Origin of the sequence: Undibacterium sp. TC9W (assembly GCF_049339865.1) — a bacterium.
In the GTDB taxonomy this organism is placed as follows: Bacteria; Pseudomonadota; Gammaproteobacteria; order Burkholderiales; family Burkholderiaceae_D; genus Undibacterium.
Map to the genome: position 1 here is coordinate 300729 of NZ_JBMPPJ010000001.1, position 15830 is coordinate 316558.

Sequence of the window (15830 nt, forward strand, 5' to 3'; positions counted from 1 at the left end):
CACTAATTCTTGGCAAACCTATTTTTCTGCACGCTCTTCTTCACGCAGCCGTAATATGCGTCGCTGTATTTTACCGGTCGTAGTCATAGGCAAGGCGTCGATAAATTCTATCTCTTTTGGATATTCATAGGGTGCGAGTTTGCCGCGCACGTGTTCTTGCAATTCCTTGATCAGTGCATTGTCACCCTGAAACCCCTGGCTCAACACCACATACGCCTTGACCAGGTTGCCACGTTCTTTGTCCGGCTTCGGCACGACAGCGACGTTTGCCACTGCTGCGTGCTTGACCAGACAATTCTCGATTTCTGAAGGGCCTATGCGATAACCTGCGGCCTTGAACATATCGTCTGCCCGGCCCTGATACCAAAGGTAGCCATCGGCATCGCGGGTGGCCAGATCGCCAGTCCTGCACCAGTCACCAGTGAATTTATTGCGGGTAGCCGTGTCGTTTTTCCAGTAACCCATGAAGAACACAGGGTCAAGATGGCCATAGGCATCATAGCGGCTCATGGCAACTTCACCTGTTTCACCGTCCGTCACTTCATTGCCGTCGTCATCAATGACAGCTACCCTGTGTCCGGGATAAGGTCGCCCCATACTGCCAGGTTTGGCTGGCCACAATTGATGGCTATTGCCGACGATGTAGTTCATTTCAGTCTGGCCAAACATTTCATTTGGTGTGATATGCAGTGCTTTTTCACACCAGTTAAAGACTGCGTCACCCACAGCCTCGCCCGCAGTCATGATGGCGCGCAGGGCTAGTTTGTATTTCTTCCTGGGCTTGGGCTCTGCCCTCATCATCATCTTCAAGGCGGTAGGGAACAGGAAAGTGTTCGTGACCTGGTATTTTTCCAGTAAGTAGTAGGCAGTCTCTGCAGTAAAACGACCCTGATAACCGACAATGGGTTTGCCAAAATACAGGGTGGGTAACAAGGCATCCATCAAACCGCCAGTCCAGGCCCAGTCAGCCGGTGACCAGAATACATCTTCGTCTTGCGGGAACCAGTTTTGCGATGCCACAAAGCCGGTCAGGTTACCGATAATGGCAGAATGCGGTAGCAGCGCGCCTTTGGGCGCACCGGTAGTGCCGCTGGTGTAAATCAGTATGGCCGGATCGCTGGAGCGGGTGTCGGCAATGCGGGCAGTGACAGGCATGTTGGGTACATGGGTTTCCCAGTCTATACACGGGGGCATGTCGTCGCTGGTATCGCAATCCACGGTAATGACGGTTTTCAGGTCGGGACAGCGGCTGCGGATTTCTTCAAATGCCTTGATGCCGCTGCCGTCCAGAATGACGGCGATAGACTGGCTATGTTGCAGCCGGTATTCCAGCGCCTCTGGCCCGAACAGGAAAGACAAAGGCATGACGATGGCGCCAATTTGCAGGCAAGCAATGATGGTAATGGCGGTTTCTGGCCTTTGAGGCAAGATGCAGGCTATCACATCACCACGCTGTATGCCTTCCTGCAACAACAGATTGGCAAGCTGGTTGGCTTGTTCGTGTAGTTGCTGATAAGTCAGGCGGCGGCTATTGCCTTCGCTATCTTCATACAGGATGGCAGTTTTCTTTGCATGCTTGTGCTTTACTGCCCAGCGGTGACAACAGGCTTCTGCGATATTGAAATTGCTGGGTACATCCCATCTGAATTCCTGATAAAGCTGATCATAATGATCTACATGACCTACTTTTGTATCGTTTACTGTCTTGTCTTTGAGTTTGTTCAACTGCTTCATCCTGTCTCCGTTATAATAATCGAACGGTCGTGCTATTATGTGCTTGTGCTGCAAGTGCCCTCGGGCATTAGTATCATGCTACTTGATAATGCGCTGTACAGGCTGGCGTTTGCCCGTATTTCCAGATGAAAAATATTAAATTCTTATGAATACTCTATTCAAGCCTTCACGTACGTCCTTTCTTGATATCCGTGGCCTGCAATACCATGTGCGCAGTTGGGGGCGAGAAGATGCACCCAAGATCATCATGTTGCATGGCTGGATGGATGTGTCTGCGTCTTTCCAGTTTGTCGTCGATTGCCTGAAACAAGACTGGCAAGTGATTGCACCTGACTGGCGCGGCTTTGGATTGACTGAGTCACCGAAGGTAGATACGTACTGGTTCCCGGATTATCTGGGTGACCTTGATGCACTGCTGAGGCATATCTCGCCGGATGAACCCGTGAACCTGCTGGGCCATAGCATGGGCGCGAATGTCGCTGGCCTGTATGCAGGTGTGCGGCCAGAGCGCGTGCGCAAGTTTATTAATCTGGAAGGCTTTGGCATGCCAGTGACGCATCCCAAACAGGCACCTGGCCGCTACAGGAAATGGCTGGATGAGCTGGAGAACCAGGCTGGCCTGCGCACTTATGCTTCGCAGGCAGAAGTAGCCGCCCGTTTGCAAAAAACCAACCCTCGTCTGTCGGACGAAAGAGCGGCATTTCTTTCCGCCCATTGGGCCAGGGAAACCAGCTCCGGTTGTTGGGAGATTTTGGGTGACCCTGCCCACAAGCAAACCAGTCCGCTCTTATACAGAGTGGAAGAGGTCATGGCTTGTTGGCAAAAAATCACTGCGCCAGTATTGTGGATGGAGGCAGATGACACCAATGTCTGGCACTGGATGGGGCCAAAAGAAGAAGCGCGCCTGGAAATAGACAGGCGCCTGGAGCATATACCGCAGCTGCAAAAAGAGATGATTTTCGATGCCGGGCACATGCTGCACCATGACCAGCCAGAGAAATTGGCAGAATTGATAGAAGCTTTCTTGCTGAATGACTGATTGAAGGAGTGATTTAACCAGCCTTGCTGCCTAGCTACAAGAATGAAAAAGCGAGTTCTGGGTTAAACTCCCAGAACTCGCTTTTTATTTTCTATTCTTATTTCCGGCACTATGAGCACGACACCTCAATCACCCAAATACGGTTTCACCACCACCATTCTGCACAGCGACAGACAAAAAGAGATAGAGCACGGCTCTGTTCATAAGCCTATTCATACCTCGGTCATGTATGGCTACAGCGATGCGCGTGATCTGGCAGCTGTGTTCCAGAATAAACAATCTGGCTACCGCTATGGTCGCCAGGGCAATCCAACCGTCTCTGCGCTGGAAGAAAAAATCAGCAAGATGGAAGGCGGGCTGGCGACTATTGCATTTGCGACCGGCATGGCTGCTATAGGTGCGGTGTTCCAGGCATTGTTGCGCAAGGGTGATCATGTCGTGTCGTCTTCATTCTTGTTTGGTAATACCAACAGCCTGTGGCAAACCGTGGGCGGGCAGGGTGTCGATGTGTCACTGGTAGATGCCACCGATGTCAGCCATGTTGTAGCAGCACTGAAATCAGCAACCCGCATGGTGTTCGTCGAGACCATCGCCAATCCACGTACGCAAATAGCTGATTTGAAAAAAATAGGTGAGCTATGTCGTGAAAAAGGCATCCTGTTTGTAGTCGATAACACGATGACTTCGCCTTATCTGTTCCAGCCCAAGGCTGTACATGCAGGTCTCGTGATCAATTCGCTTACCAAGTCCATCGCTGGACATGGCAATGTACTGGGTGGTGCCTTGACGGATACTGGCTTGTTCGACTGGAGCGAATTTCCAAATATTGCCGCCAACTTCCGCAAACAGCCTGCACAAGTGCAGGGTCTGGCACAAATCAGGGCCAAGGCTTTGCGTGATTTTGGTGCCTCGCTGTCGCCAGAAGCTGCACATCAGGTTGCCGTAGGTGCAGAAACCATTGCCCTGCGTATGGACAGGGAATGTACCAATGCGATGGCTCTGGCAAAAATGCTGGCTGCCGACCCGCGTGTCGCAGCGGTGCATTATCCTGGCTTGTCAGATCATCCACAGCATGCCCTGGCAACTGAGTTGTTTGCGGCCTATGGTGCCTTGTTCAGTTTTGAGTTAAAACCAGAGATTGATTGCTTTGATTACCTGAATCGCCTGAAGCTGGCGATCAACGCAACGCATCTTGGGGATACCCGCACCCTTGTTATTCCGGTTGCACACACCATTTTCTTTGAGATGGGGGCAGAACGTCGTGCCGAGATGGGGATAGCGGACTCTTTGATACGCGTTTCTGTCGGCATAGAAGATACCCAGGATTTGTTGGCTGATTTTGCGAATGCCTTGGTATCTGAGTAAAAAGATAACGCAAGTTTTGAACTAAGGCCTGTTTTGTAGCACTACTGTCAGAGGTGTCAGATAGTGCTGCATTTGGCGTGTATTCGATTTTAATTTCTGTATTGGCAAGGTAATTATGTTCAAACTCTCTCTCAGTATGACTATGCGTGACTGGCGTGCTGGTGAGCTGCGCTTTTTGCTGATTGCCTTGATGATCGCCGTGGCCTCCCTGGCCTCGGTCGGTTTTTTTACCGACAGGATGCGCAGTGGCCTCAACCGCGATGCGCACCAGTTGCTAGGCGCTGACTTGCTGGTCGCGGCTGATCAGCCTATCAAGCCAGAGTGGCGACAAGAAGCAGAAAAACGCGGTTTCAGGACGGCAGAAACTCTGGTCTTCCCCAGCATGGCTTTGGCAGGCGAGGGCGATGAAGCGATATCCCGCCTGGTCTCGTTAAAAGCCGTGAGTGCCGATTACCCTTTACGTGGCAAGCTGAAGCTGAACAAAGGTGAAACAGAAGTTACCACCGATGTCGTCCCTCAATCAGGCACAGTCTGGGTAGATCCAGCCTTGCTGTCAGCCCTGAATTTGAATGTAGGCCAAAAAATCAAGCTGGGTGAGCTGCAATTGACGGTGACCCAGACTATAGGTACGGAACCCGACCGTGGTGCAGGTTTCATGAATTTTGCGCCACGTGCCATGATATCGCTAGCGGACATACCCGCTAGCAAGCTGATACAAAACGGGTCGCGCGTAACTTATCGTTTGCTCATGGCGGGCGATGCCAAATTGATCGCTGCCTATCAAAAAGAATTGCAGGGCAAGATAGAAAGTGAAAAACTCAAAGGCATACGCCTGGAATCGCTGGAATCTGGCAGGCCAGAAATGCGCGCCACGCTGGACAGGGCAGATCAATTCCTGTCGCTGGTGAGTCTGTTGTCAGCCATGCTGGCCGCAGTTGCCATCGCCATGGCAGCGCGCCGTTTCATGCTGCGTCATCTGGATGCCTGCGCCATGTTGCGTTGCCTGGGTTTGACACAAAACCAGGTCATGTCCATGTATCTGATTGAATTCCTGATCCTGGGTTTGCTGGGCAGTATCGCTGGTGTGTTGCTGGGTTATGCAGGCCATTATGTCTTGCTCGAATGGTTGGGCAGGCTGGTCGCCAAGGATTTGCCAGATGCGAATTTCTTGCCTGCGGTGCAGGGCATCGCCACTGGCTTGCTGCTGCTGGTAGGCTTTGCCTTGCCACCGATTTTGCAATTGCGTAATGTTCCACATAACCGCGTCATACGCCGCGAGCAAGATGCGCCCAAGGCCATGACACTGGTGACGTATGCCTGCGGCCTTGGCATGTTCGTGGCCTTGTTGCTGTGGCAAACAGCTGATATCAAGCTGGGCCTGATGACGGCGGCAGGTTTTCTGCTTGGTTTGCTGGTGTTCGCGCTGGTGGCATGGCTGGGTATGTTCGCTCTCAAGCGCATGCGTACCTTATTTGCGCATTCTGCCTGGCGTTTTGCCATTACTGCTCTGCAAAGACGGCCTGGCGCGACTATCGTACAAGTCGTCTCGCTGGCCCTGGGTTTGATGGCCTTGCTATTGTTGACTGTCGTGCGTGGTGACCTCATCACTGCGTGGAAAAAAGCCACGCCAGCAGATGCACCAAATCAGTTTGTCATCAATATACAGCCAGATCAAAAAACAGATATTGCCAAACAACTTGATGCCTTTGGCAAGCCCTTGTTGTATCCCATGATACGCGGCCGCTTGATCGCCTTGAATGACAAGCCTGTTACTGGTGACACTTATGCAGAAGACCAGGCCAAGCGCATGGTGGATCGCGAATTCAATTTATCGACCATGGCTGATATGCCTGCACTGAATAAAATCACCGCCGGTCGCTGGTATGATGATGGCAACGCAACCGAGGCTGAGGCTTCAGTGGAAGAGGGAATAGCCAAGACCCTGAAGCTCAAGCTGGGTGACAAGATGACTTTTGATGTCGCAGGTCAACAGGTGACTTCGACCATCACCAGCCTGCGCAAGCTGGACTGGGGTTCTATGCGGGTGAACTTCTTTGTCATCATCAACCCTAAAGCCATGGTCGATATGCCACAGACCTGGATCACGGCTTTCCGTTTACCTGAAACAGATAAAAATTTCGTCAACCGCTTCATGCGTGACTTCCCTAACCTGACCGTGGTGGATGTTGGTGCCATGATCAAGCAAATGCAGGATGTGCTGGATCAGGTGATTACGGCTGTCGAATTCCTGTTCCTGTTCACGCTTGCTTCTGGTGTGCTGGTGTTATACGCAGCGCTGGCGGGCTCGCAAGATGTACGCATGCGTGAAGCAGCACTCTTGCGCGCACTCGGTGCAACCCGCAAGCAACTCTCGCAGGCACAGTGGATAGAATTCTTGCTGATAGGTGGCTTGTCTGGAGTATTGGCAGCTTCTGGTGCATCAGCCATAGGTTGGGCACTGGCACGCTTCAGTTTCAATTTTGAATGGACTTTCTCGCCGCTGGTCTGGTTGGCAGGCTTGGTTGTTGGTGCTACTTGCGCCGTGGTAGGCGGCTGGCTGGGTTTGCGCAATGTCCTGAATCAGCCGCCTCTGCAAAGCCTGCGTGAGGTTTGATAGCAGCGCGCTACTGAATTAATTTAAAAGGACATATCTTGCAAAAACAAGACATCAAACTGTATGTAGATTCACAATTTACCAGCCCGTATGCGATGTCGGTCTTCGTCGCCCTGCATGAAAAAGGCCTGGACTTTGAGTTGTTGACAGTAGATCTGGAAGCAGATGCCCAGCATGCACCAGATTATGCCGCCACGTCCCTTACGCAGCGTGTGCCTACGCTGGTGCACAATGGTTTTGCATTGTCTGAATCTTCAGCGATCACTGAATATCTGGAAGAAGTATTTCCACAGCACGCAGTTTATCCCAAAGACACGCACGCTCGCGCCAGGGCAAGGCAGGTACAGGCCTGGATACGCAGTGCCCTGATGCCTATACGGGTAGAGCGTAATACCCAGGTCATCTTCTATGGCAAGAAGCTGGAACCCCTGTCTGATGCTGCCAAAGCAGCAGCGGCGCAATTGTTCCTGGTGGGCGAATCATTGATACCAGATAATGCTGGAAACCTCTTCGGTGACTGGTCTGTCGCCGATCTTGATCTCGCCTTGATGATTAACCGTCTGGCCCTGCATGGCGATCAGGTGCCTGAAAAGTTGGCGAGGTTCGCAGCTCAGCAATGGCAAAGACCTGCAGTGCAATTGTGGGTGAATCAGGCAAGGCCAGCACTCTGAATGGTTTTAAGAGCGGTTTTAAATTAGCGATGACATGAATACTGAAGTTGAAAATAATGAAGAATCCCAAGTCAATTTATATGAATTGTTGGGTGGTGCAGAAAAACTGCGTGAAATGGTCGATCGCTTTTATGACTTGATGGAACTTGAGCCAGAATTTGCTGGCATACGTGCACTGCATCCCACTCCCATGGATGGATCACGCGACAAGTTGTTCTGGTTCTTGTCTGGCTGGATGGGCGGCCCTAACCTTTATATAGAGCAGTTTGGTCATCCACGCCTGCGTGCGCGTCACCTGCCTTATGCCATCGCCAGCAGCGAACGTGATCAATGGCTGCGCTGTATGGCCTGGGCCATGCAGGATGTCGGCGTCAGTGAAGATTTGCAGCAGCACTTGATGCAATCGTTTTATCAGACCGCTGACTGGATGCGTAACCGTCCCGGTTAAGCTTCGCAGTTTGAAATCCCCTTTTTCACCTGAATATTTTTCTATGAGCCTGTTTGAGGTACTGATACTTTTGCTGGCTGCGCTGGCCGTTGTCCTGAATATTTTGCTTTTACTGCGTAAGTCTGGCACGCAGGATGCAAGTGGCATACTCGCCATACAGGAGCAACTGCGCCAGACTCAACAACAATCATTGCAGTCACAAATGACGCAGGAACGCAGTGAGCGAGCATTGAGAGAGCAGGTGCAATTGACAGCCCAGACTGGCCGCCAGGAACTGGCTGGCAGCTTTGGTCAGTTACAGCAAAACCTGGCCGCCCAGTTGACCAGCGTGGCAACGCTGCAAAATAACCAGATAGATGCATTCTCCCAGCAACTGGTGAAACTCAATGAAACCAATGCCCAGCAACTGGAGCAATTCAGGCAGGCTTTCATCCTGCAAGGACAGGTCGCCCGTGACGAGCAAGGTCAAAGCCTGAAGCGCTTTGGTGACAGCCTGAATCAAACTTTGCTTGCATTGACAGAATCAAATGCCCAGCGCATGAATGAAATACGCGCAACGCTGGAGCAAAAGATTCAGCAATTGCAGGCAGACAATGCAGGCAAGCTCGAAGAAATGCGCAAGACTGTCGATGAAAAACTGCATGCGACGCTGGAACAGCGACTTGGAGAGTCATTCAAGCTGGTCTCTGACCGTCTAGAAAAAGTGCATCAGGGCCTGGGCGAGATGCAACAGCTCGCGATAGGTGTCGGTGACCTCAAACGCGTGTTGACGAATGTGAAAACCCGTGGCACCTGGGGCGAAGTGCAGCTGGAAATGGTGCTGGAACAAATGCTGACGCCAGATCAATATGCCAAGAATGTAGAGACCATCCCAGGCTCAGGCGAGCGCGTCGAATTCGCCATCAAGCTGCCAGGCAAGGAAGAAAACAGGGCGCCGGTATGGATGCCCATCGATGCGAAATTCCCCAAAGAACAGTATGAGCGCCTGATCGATGCAGCCGAACGTGCCGATGCAGAAGGGGTGGCACAGGCAGGCAAAGAACTGGAGCGGGCGATACGTCTGGAGGCCAAAACCATTTCTGAGAAATACCTGTCACCACCACTGACGACAGATTTCGCCATCCTGTTTCTGCCGACTGAGGGCTTGTATGCTGAAGTCATGCGCAGACCTGGCCTGGCTGATGAATTGCAGCGCACTTGCCGTGTCTCCATTTCTGGCCCATCTACTTTGTCAGCCTTGCTGAACAGCTTGCAAATGGGTTTCCGCAGTCTGGTGCTGGAGCAGCGCTCATCCGAGGTCTGGCAGGTACTCGGAGCAGTCAAGACAGAGTTTGGCAAATTTGCTGATGTATTGACCGCTACCAAAGTCGCGCTGGAAAAAGCAGCAAAAAATATCGATCAGGCAGAAGTCAGAACCCGGCAAATGACACGCAAACTCAAAAGCGTTGAAGCTCTGCCCGCTGATACTGCGCAAAGCCTGCTGGGCACCAGTATTGATGCAGGTGACGCAGATACTGAATAAATATGCTTTGTCCTGATCAAACCAGGTCAGAAGATTTATCACCCATCAAATAACGCGGTCCAGTACCTTTGGTATTGGCAACGTCTTGCGGATTGTATAGTGCGCAGGATTTGAGCGACAGGCAGCCGCAGCCTATGCAGGAGCTTAACTGGTCACGCAAGGCCGTCAATGCCTTGATGCGTTCTTCTATCATGGTATGCCATGATCTTGATAGTTTTTCCCAATCCTGCTTTGTCGGTGTGCGCTGGCCGGGCAGGGTGGCCAGACTACTTTCTATTTCTTCCAGTGTCAGCCCTGCAGTTTGTGCGGCCTTGATAAAGGCAACGCGACGCAATACCTCACGTGGAAACTGGCGTCGCTGCGCAGGATTGCGCACGCTGGTAATCAAACCACGGCTTTCATAAAAGCGCAAAGCACTGGCCGCGATGCCTGATCGTTTGGCAAGTTCACCTATGCTGATCAGATTTGTATTGTTTGTATCAGCCATCATTTCACCTCAATACATAAAAAAAGTATTTGACTTCAAGTTAACTTTAACTTTCATACTACAACACATCAACTACCGATGGAGAGTGCAAATGAGCGCTTCAACAACAGCGATGTGCAGCAACGTGATTCTTAAGGACTTGCTGGACAAAAACAGGGAGTTCGCCCTGAATGGCAAGGGAACCACCAATCACTGCCCCATGGCCTTGTGTGCATTTGCCGGCATGGGGGCGAGTGACAGACGTTTGCAGGAATTCTTTGCACATTGGCGCGATACTTATGCCTTGCCAGCCTTGGCTCCCGCTGTAGCGATCAGGTATGAAGATTTTCAGGCTTATCTTGGCAAGAGAGACAATTTTGCTGACCTGCAATTCTGTTTTGCCACACGCATTGCTGAGCGAGGAAAAGGTGAAGTCATCAGGGATGTATTGGCCCGTGTCCCATTCGCTCCTGCAACGACAGCCTTTCATGCACTGATAAGACTGGCTTATGGTTTGCAAGCTGAGCATGATGGGGAAATATCTGCCGGTCTCGCTGCATTGGTTGCCGCGAACTTTGATATCAGCATCGATATCAATGCGCAACCACCAGCCAGCTCGGTTACATCTGGTTTTTATCAGTTATCGCAAGGCATGAGAGGAAAAACCTATCCAGGCAGGATGATTGCAGAGAAAATGCGGGCAGTCGTCAATGATGAACAATTTTTGCAAAATTTGCCGGGCATGCCTGTCACTGAAAATTTGCTGGATGAACTGGCGCTCTGGGCGATTTCGGCCTATGGGCAAACCAGGGACTTTACGATCTTGCACATAGTCACAGGTGTCAATGCGGCAAGGCAGGTCTTGCCTTATTTCGATCAAAAAACACTGTTCAGCAGCCTGCAAGATTTATGGGTAGCGCTATGCGCAGCTTACGTCTCTGTTAGCGCACCAATGCTCGTGTCTGATTCTGTGTTTGAAAGCCGTATGCGCGCAAAACATCGACAACTCTGCTCCTGGTCGGATTTGTTTGATAGGGCAATAGAAAGCAATGACGACCATGTGATTAAGCTGACTTATACCTGCGCCCTGGAAATCAGCTTGCAGCCCAATCTGCTTTACCAGATGGTGGTGATGGAAATGCTGGAAGATCAAATAGTATCATTTGCCTGTTGATGCTTGCCACTATCAAGATGGACAACACGGTAGGCATTTTTACCACTGCGTTTGACTTCATACATGGCGGCATCGGCTTGATTGAGTAACTCATTTGCATCAAATTCATTTGGGCCAGTATAACTGATCCCTATGCTGGCACCGATTTGCACACATAGTGTTTCGTTGATGACGATAGGCTGGCTGGACAGGGTAATGATTTTTTGAGCGATTTCTTCTGCTTTTTCCGGATGTGTCAGGTCTTTTAACAGGATGATGAATTCATCGCCGCCGAGGCGGGCAATGAAATCTGATCTTCTGACCGTATTGCTGACCAGGCGTGAAAAGTGTACGAGTACCTGATCACCAACCGTATGGCCGTGGCTGTCATTGACGTGTTTGAATTTGTCCAGATCTATCATGAGCAGGAAAAAGCCCTGCGCATTGCCATTGGCATATTCCCTGGACAGGCGGCTGATTTCTTTTTCAAAGCCCAGGCGGTTGTTGATCCCAGTTAAATGATCGGTCACCGCCAGTTGATTGGCACTTTCTTCCTGCGATTTGCGTTCAGTAATGTCATTTACCAGGCCTTGCAGTATGCCGTCTTCGGCCGGGCTGATGACGAGATTGATCCACTTCTTGCTGCTTGAACTTGCCAGTTGTATGTAAAAGTCGTCAGACATGATCCTGGCTTCATTGATGGCCGCATCTATCATCAGGTGCAAGCGTAATTCCTGGCCTTCCAGCAATGAAGTCAGGGCATTCGCAATAATGTCTTTGCCGCCGTGATCGTCAAGACTGAACATGCGCAGGAAGGCGGGGTTGTAAGAGAGCAGTTCACCAGAAAAATTGAGCTGGAAGATGCCGGTTTCTGCATTTTCAAAAATGGTCTGGAATTTTTTCTCACCTATTGCATGCTGCATGCGCAGGGTCCGTTCTTCATTGAGTGTCTTGAGCAGGCTGGCGACCAGGGTGTTGACGTCGCGTACCAACTGACCGATTTCGTCTTTTTCATTGCCATCTGGCAGGCCCAGCTTGTCACCGGATTCTGGTGCCAGGGTATGCAGGCGGTCTGATATATTTTTAATCGGCCTGGTAATCATGGTCAGTACGACATACACCACTGCAGAAGCCATGGCCAGCGCCTGCAATAACAAGAGATAGACGATGAAGCGCGCCTTGGCTGTGCTCTGGTCCCTGATGAAATCAATGTTGGGGTCCAGGTGAATTTCACAGACTTTTTCTTTTGGGTTGAACGGAGAATAAACTTCATGCACCAGTTGATTGGATGGGCTGATACCGGGCAGTATGGCAAGCGCGGATTGATCGCTGCCTTTGACCGGTTTCTTGCCAGCCTGGGCAAGGACTTTACCTTCTGAAATGATTTGCACCCGGCTGATATCGCCATTCTTTAATAAGCCGCGTGCGAGCTCTGCTGCCAGATTCTGATCCAGTACAAAGCAAGCTATGCTGGCGGTATTTTCAACCGTGCTCAACGATGCCTGCATGCGCTGGCGGGCCTGTTCCTGTTCAGATTGTGCAGAGAAATGATAGCTGAGCAGTGCGAAAAATATACCTACAAGCAGGGCAATACCAAGCACAATGAATGCGCTGCGATAAACGATGCTGGTACGTAGTAGTCTTAACATGCAGGAATCACTTATTGTGTGGGGTCATAGATCATTCGGACCCGCTTGTCCAGCTTCTTGCGTTCTATATAGCCTATGGCCGCCTTGTTGCTGCTGACGATATCCATTACCTCATCCGCAGATTCTACCTGCATGGGTGGCGAGCCCTGGCCGGAAAACATCAACCTCGCCCAATAGGAATTGATTTCAGGCAGGTTTTTATTGACCAGCAATGCATAAAACTTCGCTTTTTCGGTGTTGGCTGCCGTCATGTCCAGCGGCATGGCATTCATGCCAGATGCCAGCTTGCGGTTTCTGCCCATATACAGGTTGATGACTTCATCCTTGCTCAATTTTTCTATTCCACTTTGTGGATTGGCAATCACCACCAGGTCTGCCTGTGCTGCATGACAGCAGCCCCAGAAACCAAGACACAAGAGAAGATGGTAAAGAACTTTCATCATTTTCTCTTAAAAAATGAAATTGTAGGCAATGCTGATCAGCCTGGCTTTGCCATTCCATCCGGGCTGATTATTCCTGACCAAAAAATAGTCATCGGTCTTGATGTTGTCTACTTGCAATTTCACATTGCTTTTCTCCGTCAGGTCATAACGCACCCCGAGAGAAAAAGTGGTCTGGCGATTGTATTGATTACTGATCGCGTCATTGAAGGCTACCGCCAGCATATCGATATCGGGGTTAACGCCCAGCGGCAGGCGACTGGCAGTGCTCTTGTTAACGGGCCTTGATGCCGAGTAAGTAAAGTAAGGTGTCCATTGATCGATGCGATAGCCGACAGTCAGGTAGGCGGCCCTGTTGGTGGGGAAGAACAGGGATGCCGAGCTCAGTTGATTGAGCATGAGCTGAGCTTGCAAGGGTCCCTCGTCATAGGCAATACCTGCCGACAGATAAGTGAATTTTTTGTTAGTCAGTGACAGCTCATTCGCCAGACCGGCTGCGCTGGGAATAAAGGTGTTCAGGTAAGGTGAACGCAGGCTGTCCAGCAATGGCTGCAGAGGCGGGAACTCATTTTTGAATGTAAGCTCGCTGTAGCCCAGACGATATATCCAGTTTGAAGTCTGGTATTCAAGATGTCCGCCGAGCAGGCGCGAACGGTTCAGGGACAAGAATTCATCCGGGCTGCCTGTTAAAGTTTTTTCCCTGGCGACACCTGCAAAGACTTTGGCTCGCAATATGCCGCTACCCAATGGTGTAGAGAGCACCATGTCACCGCCATCGAAATAGGAAATGATCAGGCTGCCAAAGAAATCAATGGGAGGTCTTACCCATTGATAGGTATAACCTACATTGCGTGAATCGGCCAGCGGATAGACATCAAATCCAAGGCGGCCTGCACGCAATTGCAGATTGTCGTTGGGTACATAGCGGGCATATGCCCAGGTGACTTCAGGCTGGAATTTGTTTGCAGATCTGCGGCTGACAACTTGCAGGGCTGTGTCGATATTGTCACTGATGCTCTTGTTGAGCTGGAGGCCGAAATTGGAGTCCATGCCAAAATCAGTTTGTCTGGTGTAACCAACGCCGTCATTCTGCGTCAGATCCCTGACGATATCTACATTGCGGGTGTTACTATGAACGACACCCAGTGTGCCAAAACCACTGATGGTAAATGGCTTGCTGTCATCTGCAGCATGCACCTGTGTTGCCAGGCTGAGCATGCTGATGCATGGGATAAGATGTAAAAACCTGCTTGACATAGAACCTCACTGTCACGGCAAAGTGCTAGACGATCAAAGGCAAGCTGTTCAGTGCTATTGAGTGCTAATTTATGCAGTGTCTGTGAACAGATTTTACAGACACTGCATGGCACTACATGATTATTTTTTCTCGGCAGGTTTTTGTTTGGCAATCACCAAATCTTTTATACCGTTATAAGCATCTTCGGTTAATATTTTTTTGCTAAGCAATTCATCCTTACCTTTGTAAGGACGCCCCTTGATAATCGCATCTGAGCGTACATCGCCAATTTTAGGCAAGGTTGCCAATTCTTTTTTTGTCGCGCTGTTCAAATCCAGAAGTTCGGTTTTGGCCGATGCTGGAGCCGATGCAGCCGCAGATGCTGACGTTGCCGCAACAGCAGCGCTAGCTGATGCTTTCTTGGATGCGTCGGCGGCAGAAACGCTGCCGATAGCCATGGTTGTCAGCGTGGTCGCCAACAAAATTGCCTGCCATTGTTTTTTCATCTTTACTCCATCCCAAAAAGTGAAACAGGAGCACGAGGCTCCTGTTTTTTACAAAGTTCATGAGCGCTGCTGAGTGCAGCATAGCATGTTATTGTGTTTGTACCATCGAATTAATGAAGACTGGTGATACAGGTACATCAGACATGCCACCAGCTGTTGTAGTTGGCACGACATTGATCTTGTCCATGATATCCAGACCAGTCACAATTTTGCCAAATACTGCATAACCAGTGCCTGCTGTCAGCCCGTCAAAACCGGTATTGTCGGCTGCATTCAGGTAAAACTGTGCTGTTGCAGAGTTTGCATCACTGGTACGCGCCATGGCAATAGTGCCGCGCAGATTGCTCAAACCATTTGGCGTTTCCAGTTTGATGGCTGGCAGTGTTGTCGGTTGCTGCAAATCAGATGTGAAGCCGCCGCCCTGAACGATAGCGCTCTTGATGACGCGGTGGAAAATTTTATTTACATAAAAGCCATTTTCGACATAGTTCAGGAAATTATCGACAGTAACAGGTGCTCTTCCAGGATTGAGCTCGATGACTATCGTGCCCATGCTGGTTGTCATCGTGACTTGTGGCTGTGCAGCCAGTGTCAGGTTGACCAGGCCTGAGAACAGTGTCGTGCCATTTGCCGCCGTAATGGAGTAAGTCGTTGAGCCAACGCCAACCAGTTTGCAGGACAATACGCGCTGGGTAGCCGTGCCACCTGGCAATTCTGTAATGGTCAGGCAGGCGGGGATGCTGGCGTTATAGCCCTTGTCCAGATTTTGGCCAGTAATCGTAAAGTTGGTTACCTTGCGATAAACGACCTGATCCGTTGTGACTTTTGTCACGGATGGTACGACGGCAGCCGTATCTGACTTGGAACCGCCGCAGCCGCTAAGTAATACGATAGATGCACAGGCACCCAAGAGCCATGATGTCGCTTTCAAACTGTTCTCCAAAAGTAAGTAAATGGCAGTATTTTACTTTGCTTATCCCTATTTT

The 15830-nt window shown here is 50.5% G+C and carries 14 protein-coding genes; 7 read left to right on the top strand and 7 right to left on the bottom strand.

Annotated features, from left to right (window positions below; translation table 11 throughout):
* Positions 1-18 precede the first annotated feature (18 nt).
* Positions 19-1734, bottom strand: coding sequence for an acyl-CoA synthetase (locus ACO0LN_RS01380; RefSeq protein WP_422970613.1), 1716 nt, complete (start codon positions 1732-1734; stop codon positions 19-21).
* Between the two features lie 145 nt (positions 1735-1879).
* Here ACO0LN_RS01380 and ACO0LN_RS01385 point away from each other — a divergent pair, with 145 nt between their 5' ends.
* The 6 genes from ACO0LN_RS01385 (at position 1880) to ACO0LN_RS01410 (ending at position 9393) form a co-directional block, all read left to right on the top strand.
* The gene (locus tag ACO0LN_RS01385; protein WP_422970614.1) at positions 1880-2773 is read left to right on the top strand and encodes an alpha/beta fold hydrolase; all 894 of its coding nucleotides are present in this window, start codon (positions 1880-1882) and stop codon (positions 2771-2773) included.
* A 111-nt stretch (positions 2774-2884) separates the two neighbouring features.
* Complete coding sequence (locus ACO0LN_RS01390) at positions 2885-4138, top strand: cystathionine gamma-synthase family protein (RefSeq protein WP_422970615.1); 1254 nt, start codon at positions 2885-2887, stop codon at positions 4136-4138.
* Positions 4139-4253: 115 nt separating this feature from the next.
* A complete protein-coding gene (locus ACO0LN_RS01395; protein WP_422970616.1) occupies positions 4254-6752 on the top strand; it encodes an ABC transporter permease in 2499 nt (832 codons plus the stop codon).
* A gap of 38 nt (positions 6753-6790) precedes the next feature.
* The gene (yfcF, locus tag ACO0LN_RS01400) at positions 6791-7423 is read left to right on the top strand and encodes a glutathione transferase (RefSeq protein WP_422970617.1); all 633 of its coding nucleotides are present in this window, start codon (positions 6791-6793) and stop codon (positions 7421-7423) included.
* 34 nt (positions 7424-7457) lie between these two features.
* Entirely contained in the window at positions 7458-7871 is a 414-nt protein-coding gene (locus ACO0LN_RS01405; RefSeq protein WP_422970618.1) for a group II truncated hemoglobin, read from the top strand.
* A gap of 43 nt (positions 7872-7914) precedes the next feature.
* On the top strand, positions 7915-9393 hold the full coding sequence (locus ACO0LN_RS01410) for a DNA recombination protein RmuC (RefSeq protein WP_422970619.1): 1479 nt from the start codon (positions 7915-7917) through the stop codon (positions 9391-9393).
* A gap of 16 nt (positions 9394-9409) precedes the next feature.
* Here the strand turns inward: ACO0LN_RS01410 and soxR are convergent, their stop codons facing one another.
* Positions 9410-9880, bottom strand: a complete 471-nt coding sequence (soxR, locus tag ACO0LN_RS01415; RefSeq protein WP_422970620.1) for a redox-sensitive transcriptional activator SoxR — start codon at positions 9878-9880, stop codon at positions 9410-9412.
* Between the two features lie 91 nt (positions 9881-9971).
* Here soxR and ACO0LN_RS01420 point away from each other — a divergent pair, with 91 nt between their 5' ends.
* A complete protein-coding gene (locus tag ACO0LN_RS01420; RefSeq protein WP_422970621.1) occupies positions 9972-11033 on the top strand; it encodes a questin oxidase family protein in 1062 nt (353 codons plus the stop codon).
* Here ACO0LN_RS01420 and ACO0LN_RS01425 read toward each other — a convergent pair.
* The 5 genes from ACO0LN_RS01425 to ACO0LN_RS01445 all read right to left on the bottom strand — a co-directional run bounded on the left by ACO0LN_RS01425 (position 11009) and on the right by ACO0LN_RS01445 (position 15775).
* Complete coding sequence (locus tag ACO0LN_RS01425) at positions 11009-12661, bottom strand: diguanylate cyclase domain-containing protein (RefSeq protein WP_422970622.1); 1653 nt, start codon at positions 12659-12661, stop codon at positions 11009-11011. The two genes, ACO0LN_RS01420 and ACO0LN_RS01425, sit on opposite strands and share 25 nt — an antisense overlap.
* 11 nt (positions 12662-12672) lie before the next feature.
* Positions 12673-13101, bottom strand: coding sequence for a hypothetical protein (locus ACO0LN_RS01430; protein WP_422970623.1), 429 nt, complete (start codon positions 13099-13101; stop codon positions 12673-12675).
* Positions 13102-13110: 9 nt separating this feature from the next.
* Positions 13111-14319, bottom strand: a complete 1209-nt coding sequence (locus ACO0LN_RS01435) for a hypothetical protein (protein WP_422970624.1) — start codon at positions 14317-14319, stop codon at positions 13111-13113.
* 159 nt (positions 14320-14478) lie between these two features.
* Positions 14479-14844: a ComEA family DNA-binding protein gene (locus ACO0LN_RS01440; protein WP_422970625.1), complete on the bottom strand. Its 366-nt coding sequence runs from the start codon at positions 14842-14844 to the stop codon at positions 14479-14481.
* Between the two features lie 88 nt (positions 14845-14932).
* Positions 14933-15775 (bottom strand): peptidylprolyl isomerase, encoded by an 843-nt coding sequence (locus ACO0LN_RS01445; protein WP_422970626.1) that lies wholly within the window; start codon positions 15773-15775, stop codon positions 14933-14935.
* Positions 15776-15830 lie beyond the last annotated feature (55 nt).